Here is a 21,940-nt window from a genome sequence, read left to right as displayed (position 1 = left end):
CCGAACTCCGAATCCACCCTCCCCAAGATCGCGACTTATCCACATAACCCCACTTATCCACACCCCCCCCCCCCCCCCCCCGGCCCCCCCCCCCCCCCCCCCCCCCCCCCCCGCGCCCCCCCCCCCCCCCCCCCCCCCCCCCCCCCCCCCCCCTTGTGTGTTGGGCGTCTCCCTCCCCCCGTCCCAACACGGCCCCACCCTTGGTGGGGGGGGGGGGGGCCCCCCCCCCCGGGGGGGGGGGCCGGGCCCCGCCACAACCTCAGTTGCGCGGCTTCTCCCGCATCTCATAGGTCTCGATGATGTCCTCGACCTTGAGATCGGAGTAGTTGCCGAGCGTCAGACCACACTCGAAGCCCTCGCGGACCTCGGTGACGTCGTCCTTGAACCGGCGCAGCGTCGAGATCGGCAGGTTCTCCGCGATGACGTTGTTGTCGCGGAGGAGCCGGGCCTTGGTGTTCCGCTTGATCTCACCGGAGAGCACCATGCAACCCGCGATGGTGCCGACCTTGGAGGACTTGAAGACGTCGCGGATCTCGGCGCGGCCGAGCTGGACCTCTTCGTACTCCGGCTTGAGCATGCCCTTGAGCGCCTGCTCGATCTCGTCGATCGCCTGGTAGATCACGGTGTAGTACCGGATCTCCACGCCCTCGCGGTTGGCCAGCTCGGTGGCGCGACCCTCGGCCCGGACGTTGAAGCCCAGGACGATGGTGTTCTCCGCCGTGGCGAGGTTGATGTCGCTCTCGGTGACACCACCGACACCGCGGTGCACCACGTGCAGCTGGACGTCGTCGCCGACCTCGATCTTCATCAGAGCGGCTTCCAGCGCCTCGACGGTACCGGAGTTGTCGCCCTTGATGATCAGGTTGAGCTGGTTGGTCTCCTTCAGCGCGGAGTCCAGGTCCTCCAGGCTGATCCGCTTCCGCTTCGCCGCGTTCTGCGCGTTGCGGATCCGGGCCTGGCGACGCTCGGCGATCTGCCGGGCGACGCGGTCCTCGTCGACCACCAGGAAGGTGTCACCCGCACCCGGCACCGAGGTCAGACCGATGACCAGCACCGGACGCGACGGAGTCGCCTCGGTGACGTCCTCGTTGTGCTCATCCACCATGCGGCGCACTCGGCCGTAGGCGTCACCGGCGACGATCGAGTCACCCACGCGCAGCGTGCCGCGCTGGACGAGGACCGTGGCCACCGGGCCGCGGCCGCGGTCGAGGTGCGCCTCGATCGCGACACCCTGGGCCTCCATGGCCGGGTTGGCCCGCAGGTCCAGCGAGGCGTCCGCGGTGAGCAGGATCGCCTCGAGCAGGCCGTCGATGTTGATGCCCTGCCGCGCCGAGATGTCCACGAACATGGTCTCGCCGCCGTACTCCTCGGCGACCAGCCCGTATTCGGTGAGCTGCTGGCGGATCTTGTCGGGGTTCGCCCCCTCCTTGTCGATCTTGTTCACCGCGACCACGATCGGCGCGTTGGCCGCCTGGGCGTGGTTGATCGCCTCCACCGTCTGCGGCATCACACCGTCGTCGGCGGCGACCACGATCACCGCGATGTCGGTGGAGTTCGCACCACGGGCACGCATGGCGGTGAACGCCTCGTGACCGGGGGTGTCGATGAAGGTGATGAGCCGCTCGTTGCCGTCCAGCTGCGTCATCACCTGGTAGGCGCCGATGTGCTGGGTGATGCCGCCGGCCTCGCCCTCGTGGACGTTGGTCTTGCGGATCGTGTCCAGCAGTCGGGTCTTACCGTGGTCGACGTGACCCATGACGGTCACCACCGGCGGACGGATGACGAGGTCTTCCTCGTCACCGGCGTTCTCGCCGTAGGTGATCGCGAAGGAGGACAGCAGTTCGCGGTCCTCTTCCTCCGGGCTGACGACCTGGACCTGGTAGTTCATCTCCGAGCCGAGGAGCTCGAGCACCTCGTCGGAGACGGACTGGGTCGCGGTGACCATCTCACCGAGGTGGAAGAGCACCTGCACCAGCGCGGCCGGGTTGGCGCCGATCTTCTCGGCGAAGTCCGTCAGCGAGGCGCCGCGGGGAAGCCGGATGGCCTCGCCGCTGCCCTTCGGCAGACGCACGCCGCCGATGGACGGGGCCTGCATGTTGTCGAATTCCTGGCGCTTCTGGCGCTTGGACTTGCGACCACGGCGAGCCGGGCCACCGGGACGGCCGAAGGCACCCGCGGCGCCGCCACGGCCACCGGGACCACCCGGACGACCGCGGAAGCCACCGCCACCACCGGCGGGCGCGCCACCAGGGGCGCCACCGGGACCGCCGCGGAAACCGCCGCCGCCACCGCCACCACCGGGGCCACCACGGAAGCCACCGCCACCGCCGCCACCACCGGGACGACCAGCGCCGCCGCCACCACCGGGGCCGCCACGGAAGCCGCCACCGGCACCGCCGCCACCACCGGGACGGCCAGCGCCGCCGCCGGGGCCGCCACGGCCACCACCGGGACCACCCTGGCCACCACGGCCACCGCCGCCGGGACCAGCCGGACGAGCCGGCCGGGGCGGCATCATGCCCGGGTTGGGCCGAGGCGGCATGTTGCCCGGGGTCGGGCGCGGGCCACCGCTGCCCGGTGCGGGCCGGTCACCGCGCGGCGCGGGCGAAGGACGCCCGTCGCCGGGCCGCGAGTCGCTCGGCCGGGGCGGCATGGCGCCCGGCGTGCCGGGACGCGGGCCGGAAGGACGTGCGGGCGGCGCACCGGCGCCGACACCGAACGGGTTGTTGCCGGGACGCGGCGCGCGCGGACCGGGCTTCGGGGACTGCGGCTTCGGCGGCACGACACCGGCGTCCGGCGCCGGCTTGGGGCCGGGGCGCGGGCCGGGGCCGGGGCGAGACCCCGCGGGCCGATCGGCCTTGGGCTGCTCGGTCCGGGGCGCGTCGGCCTTGGGCTGCTCGACCTTGGGCTGTTCCATCCGCGGCTGCTCGACCTTGGGGGCCGGCTTGGGCTGCGGGGGCTTGGGGGCCGACGGGGCGGGAGCCGCCGCCGGTGCGGCCGCCGCCGCGGGAGCCGGAGCCTGCTCGACCGGCTTGGGAGCCGGCGGACGCGGGCCGGGCTTGGGGCCCGGGCCGGGACGACCCGGCATCGCGGCCGGGCCGGGCACCGGCGCGGACGGCCGGGCCTGCTCGCCGGCGGCCTTGGGCTTCACCTCGGTCGGCGACGGACGGGAAGCGGGCGGCGTGGGTCGCGGAGCGGCGCGCTTCGGGGAGTCGCTGGCACCCAGGGAGTCCCGAAGCCTGCGGGCGACGGGGGCTTCCACGGTGGACGACGCGGACTTGACGAACTCGCCAAGCTCCTTGAGCTTGTTCAGTACTTCCTTGCTGGTGACTCCGAGCTCCTTGGCGAGCTCGTGCACGCGGGCCTTGCCTGGCACTGGTCTCCTTATCTGGAGGCCAAGCGGCAGTCCCGCTCGACCTCGCCTACCGTCGAAACGCGCTCATGGCTTCAGCTTCACGGCTGACTCATGACGGGTCGACCTGCTTCCTTGTTCCGGACATGACGCGAGAGGTCCTCGCATCGGTGAAGATTCTCAAGCTCGCTGGTCGAGGTGATCCCTGACCTCTACTGCGTCCAACGGTCCCGGAACGCGCAACGCTCGCGGAAACGCCCGACGCCGCTCGGCCAGGCGTAGGCATTCCGGATCGGGGTGCAACCAGGCCCCCCTACCGGGCAACCTACGGCGAAGATCGAGAACGAGCGAATCGTCCTCGACCACCAATCGCAGCAGTTCAGTGGCCAACGCCCGGGACCGGCATCCGACACACGTCCGTACCGGACCTTCGTGCACGAAAACCGCTCCCCAGCGTTGCGCCAAGTTAGAGTCTAACGCTTCCAGCTCAGTCAGCCGAACCGGATGCCGTAGCACCGGCCGCCGCCGCTCCCGCCCCAGGTCCAGCGGGGTCCGCGTCACTGCGGATGTCGATCCGCCAGCCGGTGAGCCGGGCGGCCAGTCTGGCGTTCTGGCCTTCCTTGCCGATAGCCAGCGAGAGCTGGAAGTCCGGCACGATCACCCGGGCGGTCTTCGCCCGTTCGTCGACCACGTGCACCGCGACGACCTTGGCCGGCGAGAGCGCGTTGCCGACGAAGGTGGCCGGGTCCTCGGAGTAGTCGACGATGTCGATCTTCTCGCCGAACAGCTCGCTCATCACGTTGCGCACCCGGGCGCCCATCGGCCCGATGCACGCGCCCTTGGCGTTGACCCCGGACACGGTGGAGCGCACCGCGATCTTGGAACGGTGCCCGGCCTCGCGGGCGACCGCGGCGATCTCGACGGTGCCGTCGGCGATCTCCGGGACCTCCAGCGCGAACAGCCGCCGCACCAGGTGCGGGTGGGTGCGGGAGAGAGTGATCTGCGGTCCGCGCATGCCGCGGGAGACACCGACCACGTAGCACTTGATCCGGTTGCCGTGCTGGTAGTCCTCGCCGGGCACCTGCTCGGCCGGGGGCAGCACGCCCTCGGTGTCGCCGATCTGCACCACGACCATGCCGCGGGAGTTGGCCCGCGCGTCGCGCTGCACCACCCCTGCGATGAGTTCGTTCTCCTTGGCCGCGAACTCGCCGAAGGTCTTCTCGTGCTCGGCGTCACGCAGCCGCTGCAGGATGACCTGGCGCGCGGTGGTCGCCGCGATCCGGCCAAAGCCCTCCGGGGTGTCGTCCCACTCCTGGGCGATGGCCCCGTCGTGCGCTAGATCCTGCGCCAGCACCCGCACCAGGCCGGACTTGCGGTCGATGTCGACCCTGGCGTGCGGGGCGTGGCCCTCGGTGTGCTTGTACGCGGTGAGCAGCGCGGTCTCGATGGCTTCCAGGACAGTCTCGAAAGGGATGTCCTTGTCCCGTTCGATTGCCCGGAGTGCGGCGATATCGACGTTCACTTCGACTCCTCCTTCGATCCGTCCGTGCCCTGGCAACGGTCCAGCTTGATCAGTTCTTCGGCGGGCGGCTGGCGGAACTCCACCTCGACGATGGCCTTGGCCATCTCGCGGTAGGCGACCGTGCGCAGCTCGTCGTTCACCAGCAGCACCACGCCGCCGGTCTCGTGCTCGTCGGCCGGGCCGACCCGGCCGATGTACTCGGCGCCCTCGAGCGGCCGCACCTTCACCAGCCGGAGCCGGTTGCGCCGCCAGTGGCGGGGGTGGGTGAGCGGCCGGTCGATGCCCGGCGAGGTGACCTCGAGGGTGTAGGCGCTGGCCAGGATCGCGTCGTTGGCGTCGAGAGTGGCCGACACCGACCGGGACACCTTGGCGATCTCGTCCAGTCCGATGCCGTCGTCGGAGTCGACGACCACCCTGACCAGCCGACGCCGTCCCGCCTGCCGGATGTCGAGCTCCTCCAGCTCGAAACCCTCCTGGTGCACGGTCTCCCGCACTAGAGGTTCGAGCTGGGCGACGAGCTCGTCGCGCGGCGCGCTGGACACGTGGTCACTCCTTGTCTGCGGTGCAGGGGGTTGCGGCGGCGCCCGCAGATGGCAAGGGCCGTCCCGCGTCCGGTGCTGCACTTCACCGGCCGAGGTTGCTCAGCGTATCTCGTCGGAGGAGGTGCCCGGGTCCCGACGATCACCGCTCGTTCGGTTGAGTCGCCGACTGTGCGGTTCGGCGGGCCCGCCGGGCGGCCTGGCAGGATGACTCGGTGTGACCACCGTCCTCCCGCGTATCGGCCGCCGCCGGGTGCTCGTCGCCGGCGCACTCGCCGTGACGGCGCTGCCGCTGGCCAGCGCGTGCACTCCCGAACCGGCCCCTGAGCAAGCCGACCCCCTGGAGGCGCTGCTCAGCCGGGCCAGGACGGACATCGCCCTGGCCAAGGCCACCGCGACCACACACCAGGGCCTGGCCGCCCAGGCCGGGGCCGTCGCCGGTGACCGTCAGCAGCACGCCGAGGCCCTGCGGAAGGAGATCGACCGGGTCCGCCCCGCCCGTCCCTCGACCTCGGCTTCGGGCGCACCGACCGGCGACCCCGCCCCGCCGCCGGTCGTCGGTCAGCAGACCGCCGCGCTGACCGCGCTGCGCGAGGCCGTGGCCGCCGCGGAGAAGGAGGCGGCAGGCCTGGTCGCGGGCCTGCCGACGTACCGCGCCGGCCTGGTCGGCTCGGTCGCCGCCTGCTGCGCGAGCCTGCGGGAGGTGCTGGCATGACCTCGCCTCAGCCCAGCACCACGACCGCCACGATGGAGCCGGAAGCCCTCGCCGCCGTGCAACGCGCACTGGCCGCCGAACACGCCGCGGACTGGGCATACGGCCTGGCCACGGCGTTCGTGAAGGACTCGCTGCAGAACGCGCTCCGCGAGGGCGCCACCCTGCACCGGGCCCGCCGCGACGGCACCGAACGCCTGCTCCGCGACGCGGGCGCCACCCCGGTCGCCGCCGAGCCCGGCTACGCCCCACCACAGCCGGTCACCGACCAGCCGACGGCGATCACCCTGCTGGTCACCGCGGAAACCGACGCCGCGGCCGCCTGGCGCGCGGTGCTGGAACGCACCGCGGACGCGAACCTGCGCAGATCCAGCCTGGACGCCCTGACCTCGGCCGCGGTCCGCGCGACCCGGTGGCGCAAGGCAGGGGGCGCGACACCGCTCACGGTGCCGTTCCCCGGCCAGCCCTGATGGCCGACGGAGGAACCTGACGCACGGCCGCCAACCAGGCGCTGCGCTAACCGGCACCCGCGGTCGATGACGCGACTCCGGGATGTGCGCAATGGGTGCGCGCAAAACCAGTCCAACCACCACGGTCCGCCCGGTCTTGCCCTGCCCCCAACCCCACAACCTGCCCGGTCCGTCCACACAACGCGACGTACACACAACGCGACCCGAACCCGCGCCCGCAGCCGGGGGCCAGCGACCTCGTCGCTCAGCTCATGATCGCGCCGAACCGCAACGCGTCGGTGCTGATCGCCTTGAGCAAGTCCAGATCCGCCCGCCCCTCGGTGAAGAAGTCAGACTCGACGATGGTGACCACGGACCCGGTGACCGTGGAGGCATACCCCGCCCCGGTCAGCTTCCGAGGCCCATCCGGCACGGTGTAGCCGTCGCGGAGCAGATCGGTGATGTTGCCGGTCTTGTCCCGCGAGGCCAGTTGGTTCAGCTCAACGGCGCTCTTGCTGTCCGCCATCCGCACCACCGAGATGGACACAACCACCTTCGCCCCGTCCGCGGTGCTCGTGGTGTGCAGTGAACGCGCCACCTGCTGGCACTTCGAACTCGACAGGAACTCGGCGACGACCCCGTAGGCCCGCTTCCGGCAGTCCGTGTCCCGGTGCTCGGCATGCGCCTGGAACTGGTAGGCCGGAACCCCCGGCGGAGTTGTCGGCGTGCCCACCACCAGCGAAGGCTGGAAGGCAACCCACAACAACCCGGACAGGATGGCCACCCCCACCAGTCCCAAACCCTTGACCGCGTAGTTGACCGCCGGCCGCTCGACCAGCGAGGGCTCCCCCGCGACCGGGTGACCCTCGTCCACCCCGATGGACACAGCCGGCAACTGCGAGGTGCCGCTCCCCCGCCAGGGATCCGACAGTTCCCTCACCGGTCCGGATGAAAGATGCTCCGACACGGTTTCTCACCGTAATCGCATCCGGCCAGGACCACGAACCGAGTGGTCAATTGTGATTATCCCTCCTGGTAGGTCACTTCCAGCCGCGGCGGATGCCCCTCGGCACCTTCACTGGCCGACCACTTCTTCCACGCGAACACATCGCCCTCGTTCTCAGCCCGCAACCCCAGCCCACCCAAGGCGGCGGCGCCACCAGCCCACTCCCGCACCAGCCCGGTCAACTCCACCCCGACCGTGCCGTCCGGACAGTTCGCCGAGTACCCCAGGGTCTTCGTCGACCCGGCCACCTGTCGCAACCACGCAGGCTGCAGGCTCCAGGCGGTCTTCCCGTCAGCCACCCCGGTCTCCCACACCTGCCAGCCTCGCGGCTGACAAGACCACGAATGCCAGTTCCAGAGCTTCAACTCAGCCCGCCGGACCTGCTTCCCCCGCAGCCCTGCCAGCTGCCAGCCAAGAAACGACCGCGCGACGATTGCCCCGTCAAATGTCCCGACCCGAACGTCCGGCTGATCCCCCATCGGCGCGGTCAGGATGTTGCTCTGCACGTAGGTGTCCAGCACCGGCCCCAGCGACACACCCGCCGGCTCAGCTGCGAAATCCGACCCACTACTCCAGTCAACCCCGTTCCCAGCCATCGGCGTCCCAACCTCACCGCCACTGGGCACCAGCCGCTGCGCGAACCCATTGCGGGTCACCGTCACCACCAGGTCCTGCCCAGACCGTGCCTCCGGATAGGTCGCACGATTGCCCGCCAACACCGGCGCGGGCAACGGCGTCGGCCACTGCCGACTGACCCGAGCGGGCCCGTCCACCATCCGCGCCAACTCCGTGCTTCCCGCCCCGCCAAGACTCAACGCCCGAGGATGGGCAACCGGCTCGATCCGCCCACTCACGACCGCCCGCAGCGTGAGATCAACCGGTCGCCAGCCGCCACCGTCCCGCACATGCACCGGCCCGGTATGCAGCATCAAGGTGCGGGAGCCATCCGGATTGGCGAACGTCGAGGAGTACTCGGTCCGCGCCTCGACAAGCTCGACAGGTTGTTGCTGTGACTGCGCGGATCCGACCGGAACAAGAGCACTGACAAGGGCAACGACAACGGCCACACGGCGCACGAGCATGTCCCCACCATTGTGGTCGACCCCGGCCAACCGAAAGCCACCACCTCAACGTTCACCGTCCCGGGTGATTCCCAGAAACCCGACAACTCCCCGGCTCGAAAAATGTCAGTCCCTCCGCCTAGCGTCGATGGCATGTCTAACGACCAGCGGAAACGCCTCCGCGACCAATGGCGGAACCTCACCAGACTCCAGGCCGAGTTCAGCCGAACCATCGGCGAAGCCGACGCGCGCGGCGACTACAAACTGGACCGGCACACCTCGATGCGCTCCTGGCTGGTCCGCGAATTGCACATGACCGGATCCGAAGCGTCCCAACGGGTTTGCGTCGCCCGGCAACTCCGCGAACTGCCCAGGGTGACCGCATTGTTCACCGGCGGCGACCTCCCCTACCCACATGTCAGCCTGCTCGCCCGCACCCGCGTCGGCATCGGCGCCACCGCGTTCACCGCGGCCCTGCCAGACCTCCTGGCCACAGCCAAAGCCCTCGACGCGGGCCGCTTCCGCGAGCACGTCAGACAGGTCCGTCAAGAACACACCACTCCCCGGCGCGGCACAACGACAGACCGGTCAGGCCACGGTCGACTGGCCATCCGAACCCACGAGGACGGCACAGTCACTCTGCATGGCCGGCTGAATCAGGCTGGCGGCGCAACCCTGCAGGAGGCGCTGAACACAGTCCTGCCCACCCCGACCGGTGAAGCCCCGACCCCGAAGTCCGTGCGCCGCGCCGAGGCGCTGATCACCTTGTGCAAGCGCCAACTCACTTCGTTGCGGCAGAACACGTCACGTCGGATCCCGAGTTGGCCGGTTGGCCGAATGCGCCCCCGTCATCCATATCGCCATCTCGCCGGCACGCACCGCCCAGCCAGCACCACGGTGTCCTCGCCCAACCTTCGGCCGATTCATGCGGCGGCCACCCACATCCCCGCCATCAACGCCGCCAGCCCCATCCCCTTGCCACGTCAGGGCCACGTGTCCGGCCTTCGCGCCACCCCCGACAGCAGATTCCCACCTGTCCTGTCCGGCGTCGAAAGACGTCTGGGCGTCAACATGTCTGGTGCCACGACTACGTGAGTGCACCCAACACAAGGTCGACGTCCGCGGCGGTGTTGTAGAGGTGGAAGGACAAACGCGCTCTACCTGCCCGCACGCTGAACCGGACCCCCGCGGCCCGCAGTTGCCCGATCTGTTCTGTCGTCAATTCGAGAGAGGTGATCGCTGACCCGTTCCCCTGAAGTCCAAGTCCCCCGCGCACAGCGTCGACCAGTCCCACGCAGTGGTCGCGAACCGCCCCCAGGTCCAGCCCTGCCAGCCACGGAATCGCTGCCGCGGCACCCACCTGCGCAAACCACGCCGGTGACAGGTCAAGGCGTCGAGCATCGTTCGCCAAGCGCAACGGCAGGCCGTAGATCGAGGCCCACGGGTCCTCTCCGGCGTACCAGTTGGCGGCGAGGGGGAGCGTGCGTTCAAGCGCGTCTGGCCGGACAGCGAGCCAGGCGGCGCCACGCGGTGACAGCAGCCATTTGTAGGCGGCGCCGACGACCCAGTCGGCCCAGCCAAGCGAGAGCGGCATCCACCCGGCCGCTTGGCTGACGTCGAGCAGCACTGGGACGCCTGCGGCAGTGGTTGCCTCGCGGAGCGCGTCCGCGTCGAGCACGAAGCCGGTGGCCGACTGCACGAGGCTGACCGCGACCAGGTCGACATGCTCCACAGTGGACAGGAGCCTGTCTGGTTCGACCTCGGTGACTGTGATGCCGCGATGTGCTTGGGCGGCAAAGGGAAATGTCACGCTGGTGAAGTCGTCGGACAGGGTGAGGACGCGGGTGCCGTCTGGGATGCTGCCTGCGACCAGCGCTATCAGTTGGGACACACTGGCGCCGCTGGCGACCTGACCCGGTGGTACGCCGACCAGGGCAGCGAAGCCTGCTCGGGCACGGGTGACCTGTGCGTCGAAGTCTGGGGCGGTGTCGGCGCCGGTTCGCCAGCGGGCGATTGAGTCAGAGAGGGCGTCGGCCACGAAGGCGGGCGGAATACCGATGCTGGCGGTGTTCAGGTAGCCGATTGGGGCATCGAAGTTGTGTCCGTGGGTGAGGCGCACGAGTACGACCCTAGGTTGGGATCGGTACCGTGCGTGGGGTGTTGACCGAGGAGATCGAGGTCCGGACCGGATCGGTCGAGGTGGTCTACGACCTCACGGCCGAGTGTGAACGGTTCCTGGCGGATGCGGGTGGGCGCGACGGCCTGCTACATGTGTGGGTGCCCCACGCGACGGCGGGACTTGCGGTGCTGGAGACCGGCGCGGGCAGTGATGACGACCTGTTGGCCGCGTTGCGGGATCTGTTGCCGAAGGATGATCGGTGGCGGCATCGGCATGGTTCACGGGGGCATGGGCGGGATCACGTGCTGCCGGCGTTGTTGCCGCCCTATGCGACGGTGCCGGTGATTGGTGGGCGGATGGCGCTCGGGACGTGGCAGTCGGTGTGTTTGGTGGACACCAATGTGGACAATCCGGTGCGGAAGGTGCGGCTCAGCTTGCTGGCGGGGTGAGTTGAGGACGCTTGGTTTGGTGGGCAAGGCACATCACGGGTGAGTGTCCGGATAGCGGACGGAATCGTCCGAGAATCTTGACTCCGCGCTGGGTGCGGGTGAGGCTGCGGCGCATGGGTGACGGGGTTCGGGAGGGGTCTGGCGACGCCGTGGGGCGTGGGCCGCTCATCCGGGTGGTGAGTGCGGGCGTCATTGGCACCACGGTCGAGTTCTACGACTTCTTCTTGTACGGCGCGGCCGCGGCGACGATCTTCGGGCCGGTGTTCTTTCCGCAGGCCGACGGCTTGGTCGGGGTGTTGCTCGCGCTGGTCACCTATGCCGTTGGGTTTGTCGCACGGCCGTTGGGCGGCGTGGTGTTCGGGCACTTCGGCGACCGGGTTGGGCGGAAGAAGCTGCTCGCGGTGAGCCTGCTGCTCATGGGGGTGTCCTCGTTCCTGATCGGGGTGCTGCCCGGGTATGCCGAGATCGGGGTCGTGGCACCGGTGCTGCTGACGTTGCTGCGGCTGGTGCAGGGGTTCGCGCTGGGTGGTGAGTTCGGTGGGGCCGTGCTGCTTGTCGCCGAGCACGGGCCGGCTCGGCAGCGAGGATTCTGGACGGCTACGCCGCAGACTGGTGGGCCGTTGGGAAACCTGCTGGCCACCGCCGCGCTGGCGGCGACCGCGTACTCGATGAGCAGCGCTGACTACACCTCCTGGGGCTGGCGGATTCCGTTCCTGGCGTCCGTGGTGCTGGTGCTGGTCGGATTGTGGGTTCGGTTGCGGGTGGCCGAGTCGCCGTTGTTCGCCGAGGTGAAGCGGGAGGCTCGACCGGAGCGGGCGCCGCTGGTGACGGCGTTTCGGCGGCATCCGCGGGAGTTGTTCAGCGTGTTCGCGGCGCGGGTTGGGGAGAACGCGGCGTTTTACGTCTTCACGATCTTTTTGCTCGTCTACGCGAACCACATCGGGTTGCCCGCGGGAGCGGCCACGGTGGCGGTGACGGTGGGTTCTGTGGTGCAGGTGCTGGCGATGCTCGCTGGTGGGGCCTTGTCGGATCGGTTGGGGCGGCGGCCGGTGGCGGTGGTCGCCGCGGTGCTGGCCGCCGGGTGGACGGCAGCGTTCTTCCCCCTGGTCGCGACCAAGGACCAGGTGTGGGTGTTGCTCGCGGTGGGGGTGGGGTTGCTCCTGCACGGGTTGCTCACCGGGGCGCAGGCCGCCTTCTACGCGGAACTGTTCGACACGACAGTGCGGTACTCGGGTGTGTCGGTTGGCTACCAGGCGGCGACGATGCTGGCTGGAGCGGCGGCGCCGCTGGTCGGGACGCAGCTGTTGCGGAGCACCGGGTCGCCGGCGCCGGTGGCGTGGTTGCTCGCGGCGTGCCTGGGTTTGACGGTGGTCGGCATGTTGATCGTGCCGGAGACCCGACGGTCTCAGCTGCGTTAGGTACGGTGTCCAGCCGTGACGTGGTCTGGGGATCAGGGCAACAGGGGCGGCGGCGAGTTCACCGGGGCTTACGGGGGCCTGGGCGTGTTCGGCGAGGGTCAGCCCGAGCCGCCGAAGAACCGCCGGCGGACGGCGATCATCGCCGCGTTGAGCCTGGTCATCGTGGTTGGTCTGGCGTTTGTGGTCGTGTTGTTGGTCCGGGATGAGACACCGCCTCCCGTGGCGCAGAGCACTTCCCCGACCTCGTCGGCCGCGGCGGGCAGCAGTTCGAGCAGCACGAAGTCGGCGGCGGCGCAGACCATCACCAACACCGAGTCCGGGCTGACCTACAAGGTGCCCGCGTCCTGGCAGAAGGGCGGTGACGGGATGTCGCGCACGACGGCCGGGCCGATCCTGAAGGGCATGGCGGCGCGCTACCCGTATGACTGCGGCAACGGGCAGTTCACCCGCGCCGAGGTCGGCTCCGGTCGCACCGATGACACCAACCTCACTCGCGCGGCCAGCGACCTGGCCAAATACGTGGCCACCCAGGGCTACACGGTCGACAAGGTCGAGCCGAAAGTGGTGTTGAACGAGCCGAAGACCTTCGACAACAGCGGGACGACCGGGGTACTGGTGGTCGCGAACGCCACGACGGCCAAGACCAGTGAGTGCAACGCGCCGCGTGGACAGGTGATCGGGCTGGCGGTCAAGGGGGCGAAAGGCACCTCGGTGTTCATGCTCGACGTGTCCTACGAGGGCAAGAACGCGCAGTTCACGCCGACCGAGGACGAGATGAAACAGATCCTCGACTCGGTGCGGCTGGCCAAGTGACCGAACTCCCCGGGCCAGGACCGGTACGGTCGCGGGGTGACATCGTCAGGACCCGGCAACGGACAGGATCCGGCCTACTGGGAGCGGTATCAGAACACCGAGTTCTACGGCTCGGGTCCGGAGTACGGCGGGCTGGGGGTGTATCGGACCGACGGTCCGGTTCCGCCGCAGCCACCCCCTCCGCCGCAGCAGCGTGGTCGCCGGATCGCCGTGGTGGCGCTGAGCGCGGTGATCCTCATCGGGCTGGTGTCGATCGTGTTCCTGGTCAGCGGCTCGGGCGGGTCCGGGCCGAGTGAGACGAGCGCGGCGGCCGCCTCGGGCACTACCGGGCGGACCACGCGCGGCACCACCTCGCGCACTCCCGCGCCGACCACGACGCTGCCGAGCAAGTCGGTGACGCCGCAGGTCGCCGGGTGGCAGGCGGTCTGGACGAAGCGTGGGCTGGCCTATGACGTGCCGCGCGAGTGGAAGGTGCTGAGTCCGGCCACGATCGTCGGGTTCGAGGACGCGAACGGGCCGAAGGTCGCGATGAGCGGCGTGTCCACCTTCAAGGAGGGCTACTGCACCGCTGATCCGAAGCGGCGCACCGCGCGACGTGCGCTGGTCGGGATCGGTGGCGCGAAGGTGTCGGACGCGGCGAGCACCGCGGGAGAAGGAGCGAAGCTGTGGGCCGACGGCCGGTATGGCGAGGCCGAGGGCGTGCAGCCGCAGGTTGAGCTGGGCAAGGCGACGCCGATGATGGTGGGCGCCCGGGAGGCCTCGCGGGTCTCGGCGAAGGTGAAGGTGTCCGCCAAGCACGAGTGCGATCCGCCCGCAGGTGTGGTGCACGTGGTGGCGGTGAAGGGTGCGACGGTGGAGACCGGGGCGGTGTTCGTCATCCAGGCCGACCAGGACACGCCGGACTCGTTGAGCGCGGCCGACATGGAGAAGATGATCTCCAGCTTGCGGGTGGTGGAGTGATGACGCCGCACACGCTGGTGCTCTGGGATATCGATCTGACCCTGGTTGACCTGCGCGGAACCGGCGCTGACTGGTACGGGACCGTGCTGCGGCGGCTGGCTGGGCAGGCGATCCGGCATGTGCCGTCGATGCAGGGGCGGACTGAGCGGGCGATCACCACCGAGCTACTGAACCGGCATGGCATCCCGGACACCGAGGACGAGGTGCGGCGGGTGTTCGCCGCGCTGGTCGACGTGGTGGCCGAGGACCGCGAGGTGCTGCACGAACGTGGCAGCGCGTTACCGGGGGCGGCGGCGGTGCTGCGGGCGCTGGCGGACACGCCAGGAGTGGTGCAGAGCCTGGTCACCGGGAATCTGCCGGAGGTCGCGCGGTTCAAGCTGGACGCGTTCGGGCTGGATGAGCACGTGGACTTCGAGGTCGGCGGGTACGGGCACGAGTCGGTGGAGCGGCATCCGCTGGTGAGTACGGCGGTGACGCTGGCCGGACGCAAGTACGGGGTGGCGTTCCCGGCTGAGCGGGTGGTCGTGGTGGGCGACACGCCGCATGACGTGGCGGCGGCGTTGCACCACGGGGCGACCGCGGTCGGGGTGGCGACTGGGCGGTGTGACGCGGCCGAGTTGCGGGCGGCGGGGGCGCATGTGGTGTTGCCGGATCTGGTGGATACGGCGGGGGTGTTGGCGGCGCTGGTGCGCTGAGCTGCGGCGATGGTGCTCCGCAGCGCTCGTGGCTGCGGCGCTCGGGCGCTGCGGGGCTGCGGCGAGGGCCGGGGACCGGTGCGTCGTGGCTAGGTGGATTTGGCGGATTCGGGCTGGCTGACGATGGTCTTGTCGGCGGGGCCGGGTGCGGGTCTTGTCAGCGGGGATGGTGTGTGGATCGGCTGAGTGCCGCTGTCTCGCGCTGGTGACCGAGTGAGCTGGTGCGGACGTGACAGCGCCCCGGCGGTTGGTCGCCGGGGCGCTGCGGTCAGTGCTGGTGGTGCGGGCTGTCAGGGGTGCTCGGCCCCTGGGAGCTGAGTGGTCCCTGGCAGCTGGTCAGAAGCCGAGGGCCTTGCGGCCGCCGACAACCGGAAGCTCGATGTGGCTGGTCAGCAGCGAGATCGAGTTCTTGCCTGCCTTGGCGTCGACCGAGACGTAGCTCGCGTCGTTGGCCACGACCACCAGGCCGATGCGGTGACCGGCGGCGAAGATGTAGTCCTTCGGGTGCAGCTTCCAGCGCACGTAGTAGGACTGGCCGGGCTTGAGGTCGTGTTCCCAGCTCAGCGACAGGTGGTTCTTCACGTCGATCGCGCCACGGGTGACCACGACCGGGCGGAAGGCCGGGTCGCTGGCCGGGCCGTAGTCGACCAGGAGACCGGTCAGCGGAGTGCTGGTGGTCTCCGGGGTGACCCGGACGGTGACCTCGGAAGTGCCCGAGATCCTGGTGGGCTGCTTCAGCTCGGGGGTCAGGTAGGCGAGGCGGTTGGCCTTGGCCGCTTCCGGGCCGCCGATCGCGTTGACCTCGGTCTGCTGCGGGTCGTCGGTGAACGACTGGTTCCCGGCCGGCCAGCTCGGCAGCGAGCGCAGGGTGCCCGCGACGCCGTCGGTGGCCGGGCCGAAGAACAGGCGGGTGTCCTGCGCCTTCTTGTCCGGCCAGCTGGTCTGGGTCTCCCACTTGCCGTCCGGGCGCTGGATGTCGGCGATCGGCTCCTTCATCACGCCGTTGTCCAGGCCGTACAGCCAGTGGTCCATCCACCGGTGCATCGCGGCCTGCCACTCGGCCTGGCGCACGCCGTTCGGGTCGATGTGCCCGCCGCGCAGCAGCCACAGCTTGCGTGGGACATGGTTCTTGGCCAGCAGGTCCCACAGCTTGGAGTAGTGGGCCGGCTTGACGTTCCAGTCCTCCTGGCCGTGCACGACGAACACCGAGGCGCGGATGTTGTCCACGTCCGGCTTGTAGTCGCGTTCCCGCCAGAACGAGGTGTAGTTGAACGTGTCATCGCCGGAGTTGTCACCCAGCGCCTTGAGCTGCTCCTTGCAACGCTCGCGGGCAGCGGGGCTGGCGACGTAGCTGGCCAGCCACTGGGCGTAGCGCTCGTCCCAGCCGTTGCTGTAGCCGATGCCCTGGTCGCGGGTGTAGTCGTACCAGCTGGAGATCGCCGACATGGGCACGATCGTCTTGAGGCCCTTGATGCCGGTCGCGGCGACCGCGGTCGGCAGGGTGCCGTTGTAGGAGCCGCCGAGCATGCCCACGGCGCCGGTGCTCCAGGAGGCGACAGCGGGGGTGCCGTCGGCGTAGAAGGCCTTCGCGCGACCGTTGAGCCAGTCGATGGAGGCGGCGATGGACCGGGTGTCCTCCTTGCCGCCGGTGGTCGGGCAGCCGTCGGAGCGGGCGGTGCCCTGCATCTCGACCTCGACCACGGCGTAGCCGCGCGGCACGAAGAACTCGTCGTACCAGCGACGGAAGTCCTTCGGCAGCATCGGGATCTGCCGGTCCAGGCGATCGCGGGTCAGCAGCGGGGCCAGCTGGTAATACGGGCTGGCCTCCATCACGATCGGGACCTTCAGGCCGGAGTTGGTCTCCTTGGGACGCATGACGTCCGCGGCGATCCGGTCGAGCTTGCCGTCCGAGTCACTGTCGATCTTGGACTCGATGTAGACGGTTTCCTTCACCGCGTCGGCGTGGGAGTAGATCGGCTTGGTCTCGTTGCCGACCACCGGCCCCTGCGGGGTCGCCGCGGCGGAAAGCGGCATCAGCAACGCCGAGCCGGTGACCACAGCCACCAGACCGGCGAGCAGCGCGACTGGTCTGCGCGCGTGTTCCATGAATCCTCCTCCGGTCGCGCCTGCCTCACCGAGGCGCGACCGCTGACAGCTCACAGGACGAATGGGCCTGGCGGATCGACCTAATGGCGCAACCTTGTGCGCTCTGACCTGCTTCGAATGCTTGAAACCAGGCCGTTCGGGCCGAAACGAGCGGTGGTCCCGCCCGGGGTGCTGCCGGGCGGGACCACCGCTATTACCGGTGTTGTTCGGTGGGACGGTCGAGTTGTCAGCCGCCGAGCGCGGTGCTGCCGCCGACCAGCGGCAGGTCCACGCTGCTGGCGGCCAGCGACACCCGCAGACCGCGGGCCGCGGCGTCCACCGAGGCGTAGCTGCTCAGGTTGGCCACGAGCACCACGCCGATGCGGTGCCCGGCCGGGAACACGTAGTCCTTCGGGTGCAGCTCGAAACGGACCCGGTAGGCGGTGCCCGGCGTCAGCGGGGTGCCGCGCTGCAGCGACGCGTGGTTCTTGACGTCGATCGAGCCCTTGGTGACCACCTGGTAGGTGACCGCGGCCTGGCTTTCCAGCGGCGGCGCCGCGCAACCGGTGCGCAGGGCCAGGTCAGCGGCCTCACAGGACTCGGTGAGCAGCTGTTCCGGAGTCTTGTCGGACAGCGTGGTGGTGGTCGCCGGGCCGTAGTCGACCAGGACCGCGGTCAGCGGGGTGCTGGCGCTGTCCGGGGTGACCGAGACGTCGAGCTTGGTGGTGCCCGACAGCGTGGTGTTCTTGGTCAGCGGCGCGGTCAGGTAGGCGAGCCGGTTGGCCTTGGCGGTTTCCGGGGTGGACACCGCGGTGGTCTCGGTCTGGCTGCTGTTGTTGGTGAAGGACTGGGTGCCAGTGGCCGCGGTCTTGTTCAGCGAGCCGACCGCGCCGGAGGTGGCCGGGCCGAAGTACAGCTTGGCGTTGGCGGTGCCGGCCTGCGGCCAGCTGGAGTGGGTCTCCCAGGCGCCGTTGGGGCGCTGGATGTCAGCCTGCGGCTCGTTCATGATCCCGTTCTGCAGGCCGACCAGCCAGTGGTCCATCCACTTGTGCATCACGCGCTGCCACTCGGCCTGGCGGAAGCCGATCGGGTCGAGGTGGGCGCCGCGGTGCAGCCAGATCTTGCGCGGGGTGTTGTTCTTGACCAGCTCGTACCAGAGCTTGGAGTAGTGGCCGGGCTTGACGTTCCAGTCCTCCTGGCCGTGCACGACGAATACCGACGCCTTGATGTTGGCGGCGCTGGGGCGGTAGTCGCGTTCCTGCCAGAACGGGGTGTAGTCGAAGGTGTCGTCGCCGGCGTTGTCGCCGAGGGCCTTCACCTTGGCGGCGCACTTGGTCTTGGCGTCGGCGCTGATGACGTAGTTGGCCAGGTACTCCGGGTAGCGCCGGTCCCAGCCGCCGCTGTAGCCGATGCCCTGGTCGCGGGTGTAGTCGTACCAGCTGGAGATGGCCGCGATCGGCACGATGGTCTTGAGGCCCTCGATGCCGGCGGTGGCCACCGCGTTGGGCAGGGTGCCGTTGTAGGAGACGCCGAGCATGCCGACCTTGCCGGTGCTCCAGGAGGCGACCGCGGGCTTGCCGTCGGCGTAGTAGGCCTTGGTGCGGCCGTTGAGCCAGTCGATGGAGGCCACGATCGAGGCGGTGTCCTCCTTGCCGCCGGTGGTCGGGCAGCCCGCCGAGCGGGAGGTGCCCTGCATCTCCACCTCGACCACGGCGTAACCGCGCGGCACGAAGAACTCGTCGTACCAGCGGCCGAAGCCACGCGGCGCGGTGCCGGGGATCTGGCGGTCGGCGTCGACGGCGCGTTCGCGCGCGGTGGTGCCGCGGTAGTACGGGCTGGCCTCCATGACCACCGGCGACTTCAGGCCGGCGGTGTTGGTCTCCTTGGGGCGCATGACGTCGGCGGCGATGCGGTCGAGCTTGCCGTCACCGTCACTGTCGATCTTGGACTCGATGTAGACGGTCTCGCGGATGGCCTCGGCGTGGGAGTAGATCGGCTGGGTCTCGTCGGCGACGACGGACATCCCCGCGGGCGCGGGGGCGGCACTGGCCGGCAGGACGGCCAGAGTGCCCGCGAACGCGGCGGTCACCGCGGTCAGCAGGGTCAGGGTGGTGCGTGCAGGGCGCATGTGGTCCAGCACACAAGATCGCTGTGACCAGCAGATACGAACTAAAGGAGGTGCGTTTCAACAGATACATAAGCGACGTGGGCGGTTCCGCCTAACCGGTTAGTCCATTCGGCCGAGCGTGGATGTAGACCTTGGCGGCGTTGCCCGCGGCGATGCCGTGCACCAGGCGTTCGGCGGCGCGGACCGGCAGCGCGTCGGCGGCGACCCAGGTGTCCACCAGCCTGCCCAGTCCGCGCCGCCACAGCTTGGCGCCCAGGAACAGCAGCTCAGGCAGGCCGTAGCCGTCGGAGGAGTAGCAGACCGAGCTGAACGGGGCCAGCTCCAGCAGTTCGGCGAGCACCTCGTGCGCGCGCTCGCCCACGTAGGGCACGGCGAGTCCGACGTCAACCCGAACCTGCCCGTAGACGTGCGCGAGGAAGCCGGCGTTGCGGTGGAACGGCCAGCAGTGCAGCAGCATCACCGTGGCGCTGCCGTGCCGGGTCGCGGACAGGAAGTCGCTGAGCAGCAGCGGGTCGGCGCGCTGCAGCCGCAGGTCGGGGTCGCCGAAGCCGGTGTGCAGTTGCAGCGGCAGGCCCAGTTCGGCGCCGACCCGCACGCCCAGGTGCGCCAGCCAGCTGAGCAGCACGGGGTCGGCGAGCCGGCCGTCGCCCTCGCGCAGCCAGGTGTCCGCGGCCCGGGTGAACTCGGCCGCGGTGGGTGGCTGGGCGGGCAGTTCGAGGCCAGTGCGGTAGGCGACGATGCTCTTCAGGCCGACCGCGTGCGCGCCGCGGGTGCGCACCGCCGCCTCCACCGCCGCGGCGAGTCCGGCGGCGTCGGCGGTGCGGGAGACCTCTTCGAAGACCTGTTCCAGCCGCAGGATCTCGTGTGCCACGCCGCCGCCGAGTCCGGCCAGCTCAGTGGGGGTGGTCAGCGATACCGAGCTGTAGCCGGTGTCGACCAGCCAGGTGCCGACCCCGGCGGCGCGCAGCAGCCGACTGCTGACCTCCGACCAGCCCAGTTCCCAGCGCCGGGCCAGGTAACGCTCGGGATCGCAGTGCGGTTCGAGGTCGAGCAGCGGCGCGCACCAGCGCAGCACGGCCGCGCCCAGCAGCGAGTCGAACCCGCTGCGTCCCGGGTGCGCGGTGGGCGCCTCGGTGAGCAGCGCCTCGAAGGCGGGGCGGTCCAGGTCGGCGTCGACCACGCCGTGGCAGTGGTGGTCGAGCAGCGGCACCTCGTCGGTGATCATTCAGAACAGCCAGCGGGTGCGCGTGACGATCTCCTCCGCGTCGGCGTCGGCGAAGCGTTCCGCCTCGCCGCGGCGCACGGTGAGGATCGCGTCGTGCAGTGGCGCGCCGAGTGCCTCGGCCAGCACCTCGGAGCCTTCGAGCGCGTCCGCGGCCTCCAGCACCGAGGTCGGCAGCCGGTGCACGCCCGCCGCCGCGCGCTGGTCCTCGGTCATGGTGACCGGATCGCCGGTGATCTCCGGCGGCAGGGTCAGTTCGGCCCGGACCCCGGCCAGGCCGGCCGCGATGATGCCGCCGACCACCAGGTACGGGTTGGCGGTGGCGTCGAAGCACTTGATCTCGGCGTTGGCCGCGCTCGGCCGCTGACCGGCCGAGGGCGTGATGAACCGCAGCGCCGCCTCCCTGGTCTCCCGGCCCCAGCACTGCCAGGCGCCGGCCCAGAACGAGGGCTGCAGCCGCAGGAAGCTGGCCGGGTTCCCGGCGCCGATCGCGATCAGTCCGGGCAGTTCGCGCAGCACCCCGGCCAGGAACGCCTCGCCCACCGGTCGCAGACCGTGTCGGCCGGACCCGCCCGCGAACGCCGGTCCACCCTTGGTGTGCACGGACAGGTGAACATGCGCGCCGGAGCCGGACCGGCCGGCGACCGCGGTCGGCGCGAAACTGGCCCGCCAGCCGCGCGCCGCGGTGATCCGGCGGATGGTGTGCCGGACCAGCAGCACGTCGTCGGCGGCGGCCACCGGATCGTTCGGCTCGATGGACAGCTCCAGCTGTCCAAGTGCGTACTCGGGGTGGAACTGCTCGACCTCGATCTCCTGCCGGCCGAGCACCTGCACCAGGTCACGCGCGTAGTCGGCGACCGCCGACAACCGGGCCAGCCCGTAGCCCGGCCCCTCGAAGGCGGGCACGAACTCCGCGCCGGTGTCGGGCAGTCCGACCTGCCACTCGGTCTCGAAGGCCATCCGCAGTTCCAGGCCAAGCTCGGCCGCCGCGGCGACCTGCCGGGCGGCGAAGCTGCGCTGACACGCGGTGAAGACCTCACCGTCCTGGGTGAACTTGGTGGCCGGGGCCAGCGCCCACCCGGTCTGCGCGGCCAGCGGCACCAGCCGGTTCAGGTCCGGGATGAGCCGGAGGTCGCCGTCCGGCCCACCCAGGTACTTGCCGACCAGCGGCCGGTCGTCACAGGTGAAGGTCTCGAAGCAGGGCGAGGCGCCGACCCCGTGCCGGACGGCCGCGGCCAGCTTGCGGGAGGGCACCGCCTTGACCCGGACAATGCCCGCATTGTCCACAAAGGACAGTGCGATCAGGTCGATGCCCCCCGCTCGCAGACGGGCCGCCAGTTCGTCCACGCCGTTGGCGTCCAGGGGTAGCTGCGCAGTCACCTACGCAGGTCTACCTGGTGCCCGGGTGTC

General features: G+C 70.2%; 19 protein-coding genes. 8 read left to right on the top strand and 11 right to left on the bottom strand.

Going from position 1 to position 21,940, the window contains the following annotated elements:
* Positions 1 to 259 precede the first annotated feature (259 nt).
* The 4 genes from infB to rimP all read right to left on the bottom strand — a co-directional run bounded on the left by infB (position 260) and on the right by rimP (position 5,416).
* Positions 260 to 3,376 carry a translation initiation factor IF-2 gene (gene infB, locus MZC64_RS32525; RefSeq protein WP_247760429.1) on the bottom strand — a complete coding sequence of 1,039 codons (3,117 nt, stop codon included), beginning with the start codon at positions 3,374 to 3,376 and terminating at the stop codon, positions 260 to 262.
* 156 nt (positions 3,377 to 3,532) lie between these two features.
* Positions 3,533 to 3,718 (bottom strand): YlxR family protein, encoded by a 186-nt coding sequence (locus MZC64_RS32520; protein ID WP_247760885.1) that lies wholly within the window; start codon positions 3,716 to 3,718, stop codon positions 3,533 to 3,535.
* Positions 3,719 to 3,839: 121 nt separating this feature from the next.
* Positions 3,840 to 4,874: a transcription termination factor NusA gene (gene nusA / locus MZC64_RS32515; protein WP_247760430.1), complete on the bottom strand. Its 1,035-nt coding sequence runs from the start codon at positions 4,872 to 4,874 to the stop codon at positions 3,840 to 3,842.
* Positions 4,871 to 5,416, bottom strand: a complete 546-nt coding sequence (gene rimP, locus MZC64_RS32510; protein ID WP_185008830.1) for a ribosome maturation factor RimP — start codon at positions 5,414 to 5,416, stop codon at positions 4,871 to 4,873. Before rimP ends, nusA begins: the two co-directional genes overlap by 4 nt.
* Positions 5,417 to 5,630: 214 nt before the next feature.
* Here rimP and MZC64_RS32505 point away from each other — a divergent pair, with 214 nt between their 5' ends.
* Both MZC64_RS32505 and MZC64_RS32500 read left to right on the top strand, forming a co-directional pair.
* Positions 5,631 to 6,128, top strand: a complete 498-nt coding sequence (locus MZC64_RS32505) for a hypothetical protein (protein ID WP_247760431.1) — start codon at positions 5,631 to 5,633, stop codon at positions 6,126 to 6,128.
* A complete protein-coding gene (locus MZC64_RS32500) occupies positions 6,125 to 6,595 on the top strand; it encodes a ferritin-like domain-containing protein (RefSeq protein ID WP_247760432.1) in 471 nt (156 codons plus the stop codon). Before MZC64_RS32505 ends, MZC64_RS32500 begins: the two co-directional genes overlap by 4 nt.
* 244 nt (positions 6,596 to 6,839) lie before the next feature.
* On the opposite strand, the gene MZC64_RS32495 is transcribed toward MZC64_RS32500, so the two are convergent.
* Complete coding sequence (locus MZC64_RS32495; RefSeq protein WP_247797767.1) at positions 6,840 to 7,460, bottom strand: hypothetical protein; 621 nt, start codon at positions 7,458 to 7,460, stop codon at positions 6,840 to 6,842.
* A gap of 137 nt (positions 7,461 to 7,597) precedes the next feature.
* On the bottom strand, positions 7,598 to 8,662 hold the full coding sequence (locus MZC64_RS32490) for a DNRLRE domain-containing protein (RefSeq protein ID WP_247760434.1): 1,065 nt from the start codon (positions 8,660 to 8,662) through the stop codon (positions 7,598 to 7,600).
* A gap of 132 nt (positions 8,663 to 8,794) precedes the next feature.
* On the opposite strand from MZC64_RS32490, the gene MZC64_RS32485 reads away from it, so the two are divergent.
* Positions 8,795 to 9,736 carry a DUF222 domain-containing protein gene (locus MZC64_RS32485; RefSeq protein WP_247760435.1) on the top strand — a complete coding sequence of 314 codons (942 nt, stop codon included), beginning with the start codon at positions 8,795 to 8,797 and terminating at the stop codon, positions 9,734 to 9,736.
* Here the strand turns inward: MZC64_RS32485 and MZC64_RS32480 are convergent.
* On the bottom strand, positions 9,729 to 10,760 hold the full coding sequence (locus tag MZC64_RS32480) for an aminotransferase class V-fold PLP-dependent enzyme (RefSeq protein WP_247760436.1): 1,032 nt from the start codon (positions 10,758 to 10,760) through the stop codon (positions 9,729 to 9,731). The genes MZC64_RS32485 and MZC64_RS32480 overlap by 8 nt on opposite strands.
* Before the next feature lie 38 nt (positions 10,761 to 10,798).
* On the opposite strand from MZC64_RS32480, the gene MZC64_RS32475 reads away from it, so the two are divergent.
* The 5 genes from MZC64_RS32475 (at position 10,799) to MZC64_RS32455 (ending at position 15,095) form a co-directional block, all read left to right on the top strand.
* Positions 10,799 to 11,209, top strand: coding sequence for a secondary thiamine-phosphate synthase enzyme YjbQ (locus MZC64_RS32475; RefSeq protein WP_247760437.1), 411 nt, complete (start codon positions 10,799 to 10,801; stop codon positions 11,207 to 11,209).
* A 113-nt stretch (positions 11,210 to 11,322) separates the two neighbouring features.
* Entirely contained in the window at positions 11,323 to 12,627 is a 1,305-nt protein-coding gene (locus MZC64_RS32470; protein ID WP_247760438.1) for an MFS transporter, read from the top strand.
* Between the two features lie 84 nt (positions 12,628 to 12,711).
* Positions 12,712 to 13,440, top strand: a complete 729-nt coding sequence (locus MZC64_RS32465) for a hypothetical protein (protein ID WP_247760439.1) — start codon at positions 12,712 to 12,714, stop codon at positions 13,438 to 13,440.
* Between the two features lie 36 nt (positions 13,441 to 13,476).
* Entirely contained in the window at positions 13,477 to 14,400 is a 924-nt protein-coding gene (locus tag MZC64_RS32460) for a hypothetical protein (RefSeq protein ID WP_247760440.1), read from the top strand.
* Positions 14,400 to 15,095 carry a haloacid dehalogenase-like hydrolase gene (locus MZC64_RS32455; protein ID WP_247760441.1) on the top strand — a complete coding sequence of 232 codons (696 nt, stop codon included), beginning with the start codon at positions 14,400 to 14,402 and terminating at the stop codon, positions 15,093 to 15,095. Before MZC64_RS32460 ends, MZC64_RS32455 begins: the two co-directional genes overlap by 1 nt.
* 336 nt (positions 15,096 to 15,431) lie before the next feature.
* Here the strand turns inward: MZC64_RS32455 and MZC64_RS32450 are convergent, their stop codons facing one another.
* The 4 genes from MZC64_RS32450 to MZC64_RS32435 form a co-directional block, all read right to left on the bottom strand.
* Positions 15,432 to 17,201: a Xaa-Pro dipeptidyl-peptidase gene (locus MZC64_RS32450; protein WP_247760442.1), complete on the bottom strand. Its 1,770-nt coding sequence runs from the start codon at positions 17,199 to 17,201 to the stop codon at positions 15,432 to 15,434.
* Between the two features lie 226 nt (positions 17,202 to 17,427).
* Entirely contained in the window at positions 17,428 to 19,308 is a 1,881-nt protein-coding gene (locus MZC64_RS32445; protein ID WP_247760443.1) for a Xaa-Pro dipeptidyl-peptidase, read from the bottom strand.
* Between the two features lie 91 nt (positions 19,309 to 19,399).
* Complete coding sequence (locus MZC64_RS32440) at positions 19,400 to 20,533, bottom strand: amidohydrolase family protein (protein WP_247760444.1); 1,134 nt, start codon at positions 20,531 to 20,533, stop codon at positions 19,400 to 19,402.
* Positions 20,534 to 21,910 (bottom strand): glutamine synthetase family protein, encoded by a 1,377-nt coding sequence (locus MZC64_RS32435; protein ID WP_247760445.1) that lies wholly within the window; start codon positions 21,908 to 21,910, stop codon positions 20,534 to 20,536.
* Positions 21,911 to 21,940: the final 30 nt, after the last annotated feature.

Origin of the sequence: Crossiella sp. S99.2, assembly GCF_023094165.1 — a bacterium.
Taxonomy (GTDB): Bacteria; Actinomycetota; Actinomycetes; order Mycobacteriales; family Pseudonocardiaceae; genus Crossiella.
The sequence above is the reverse complement of the archived record's forward strand: the minus strand, read 5'-3'. Positions and strand labels throughout refer to the sequence as shown.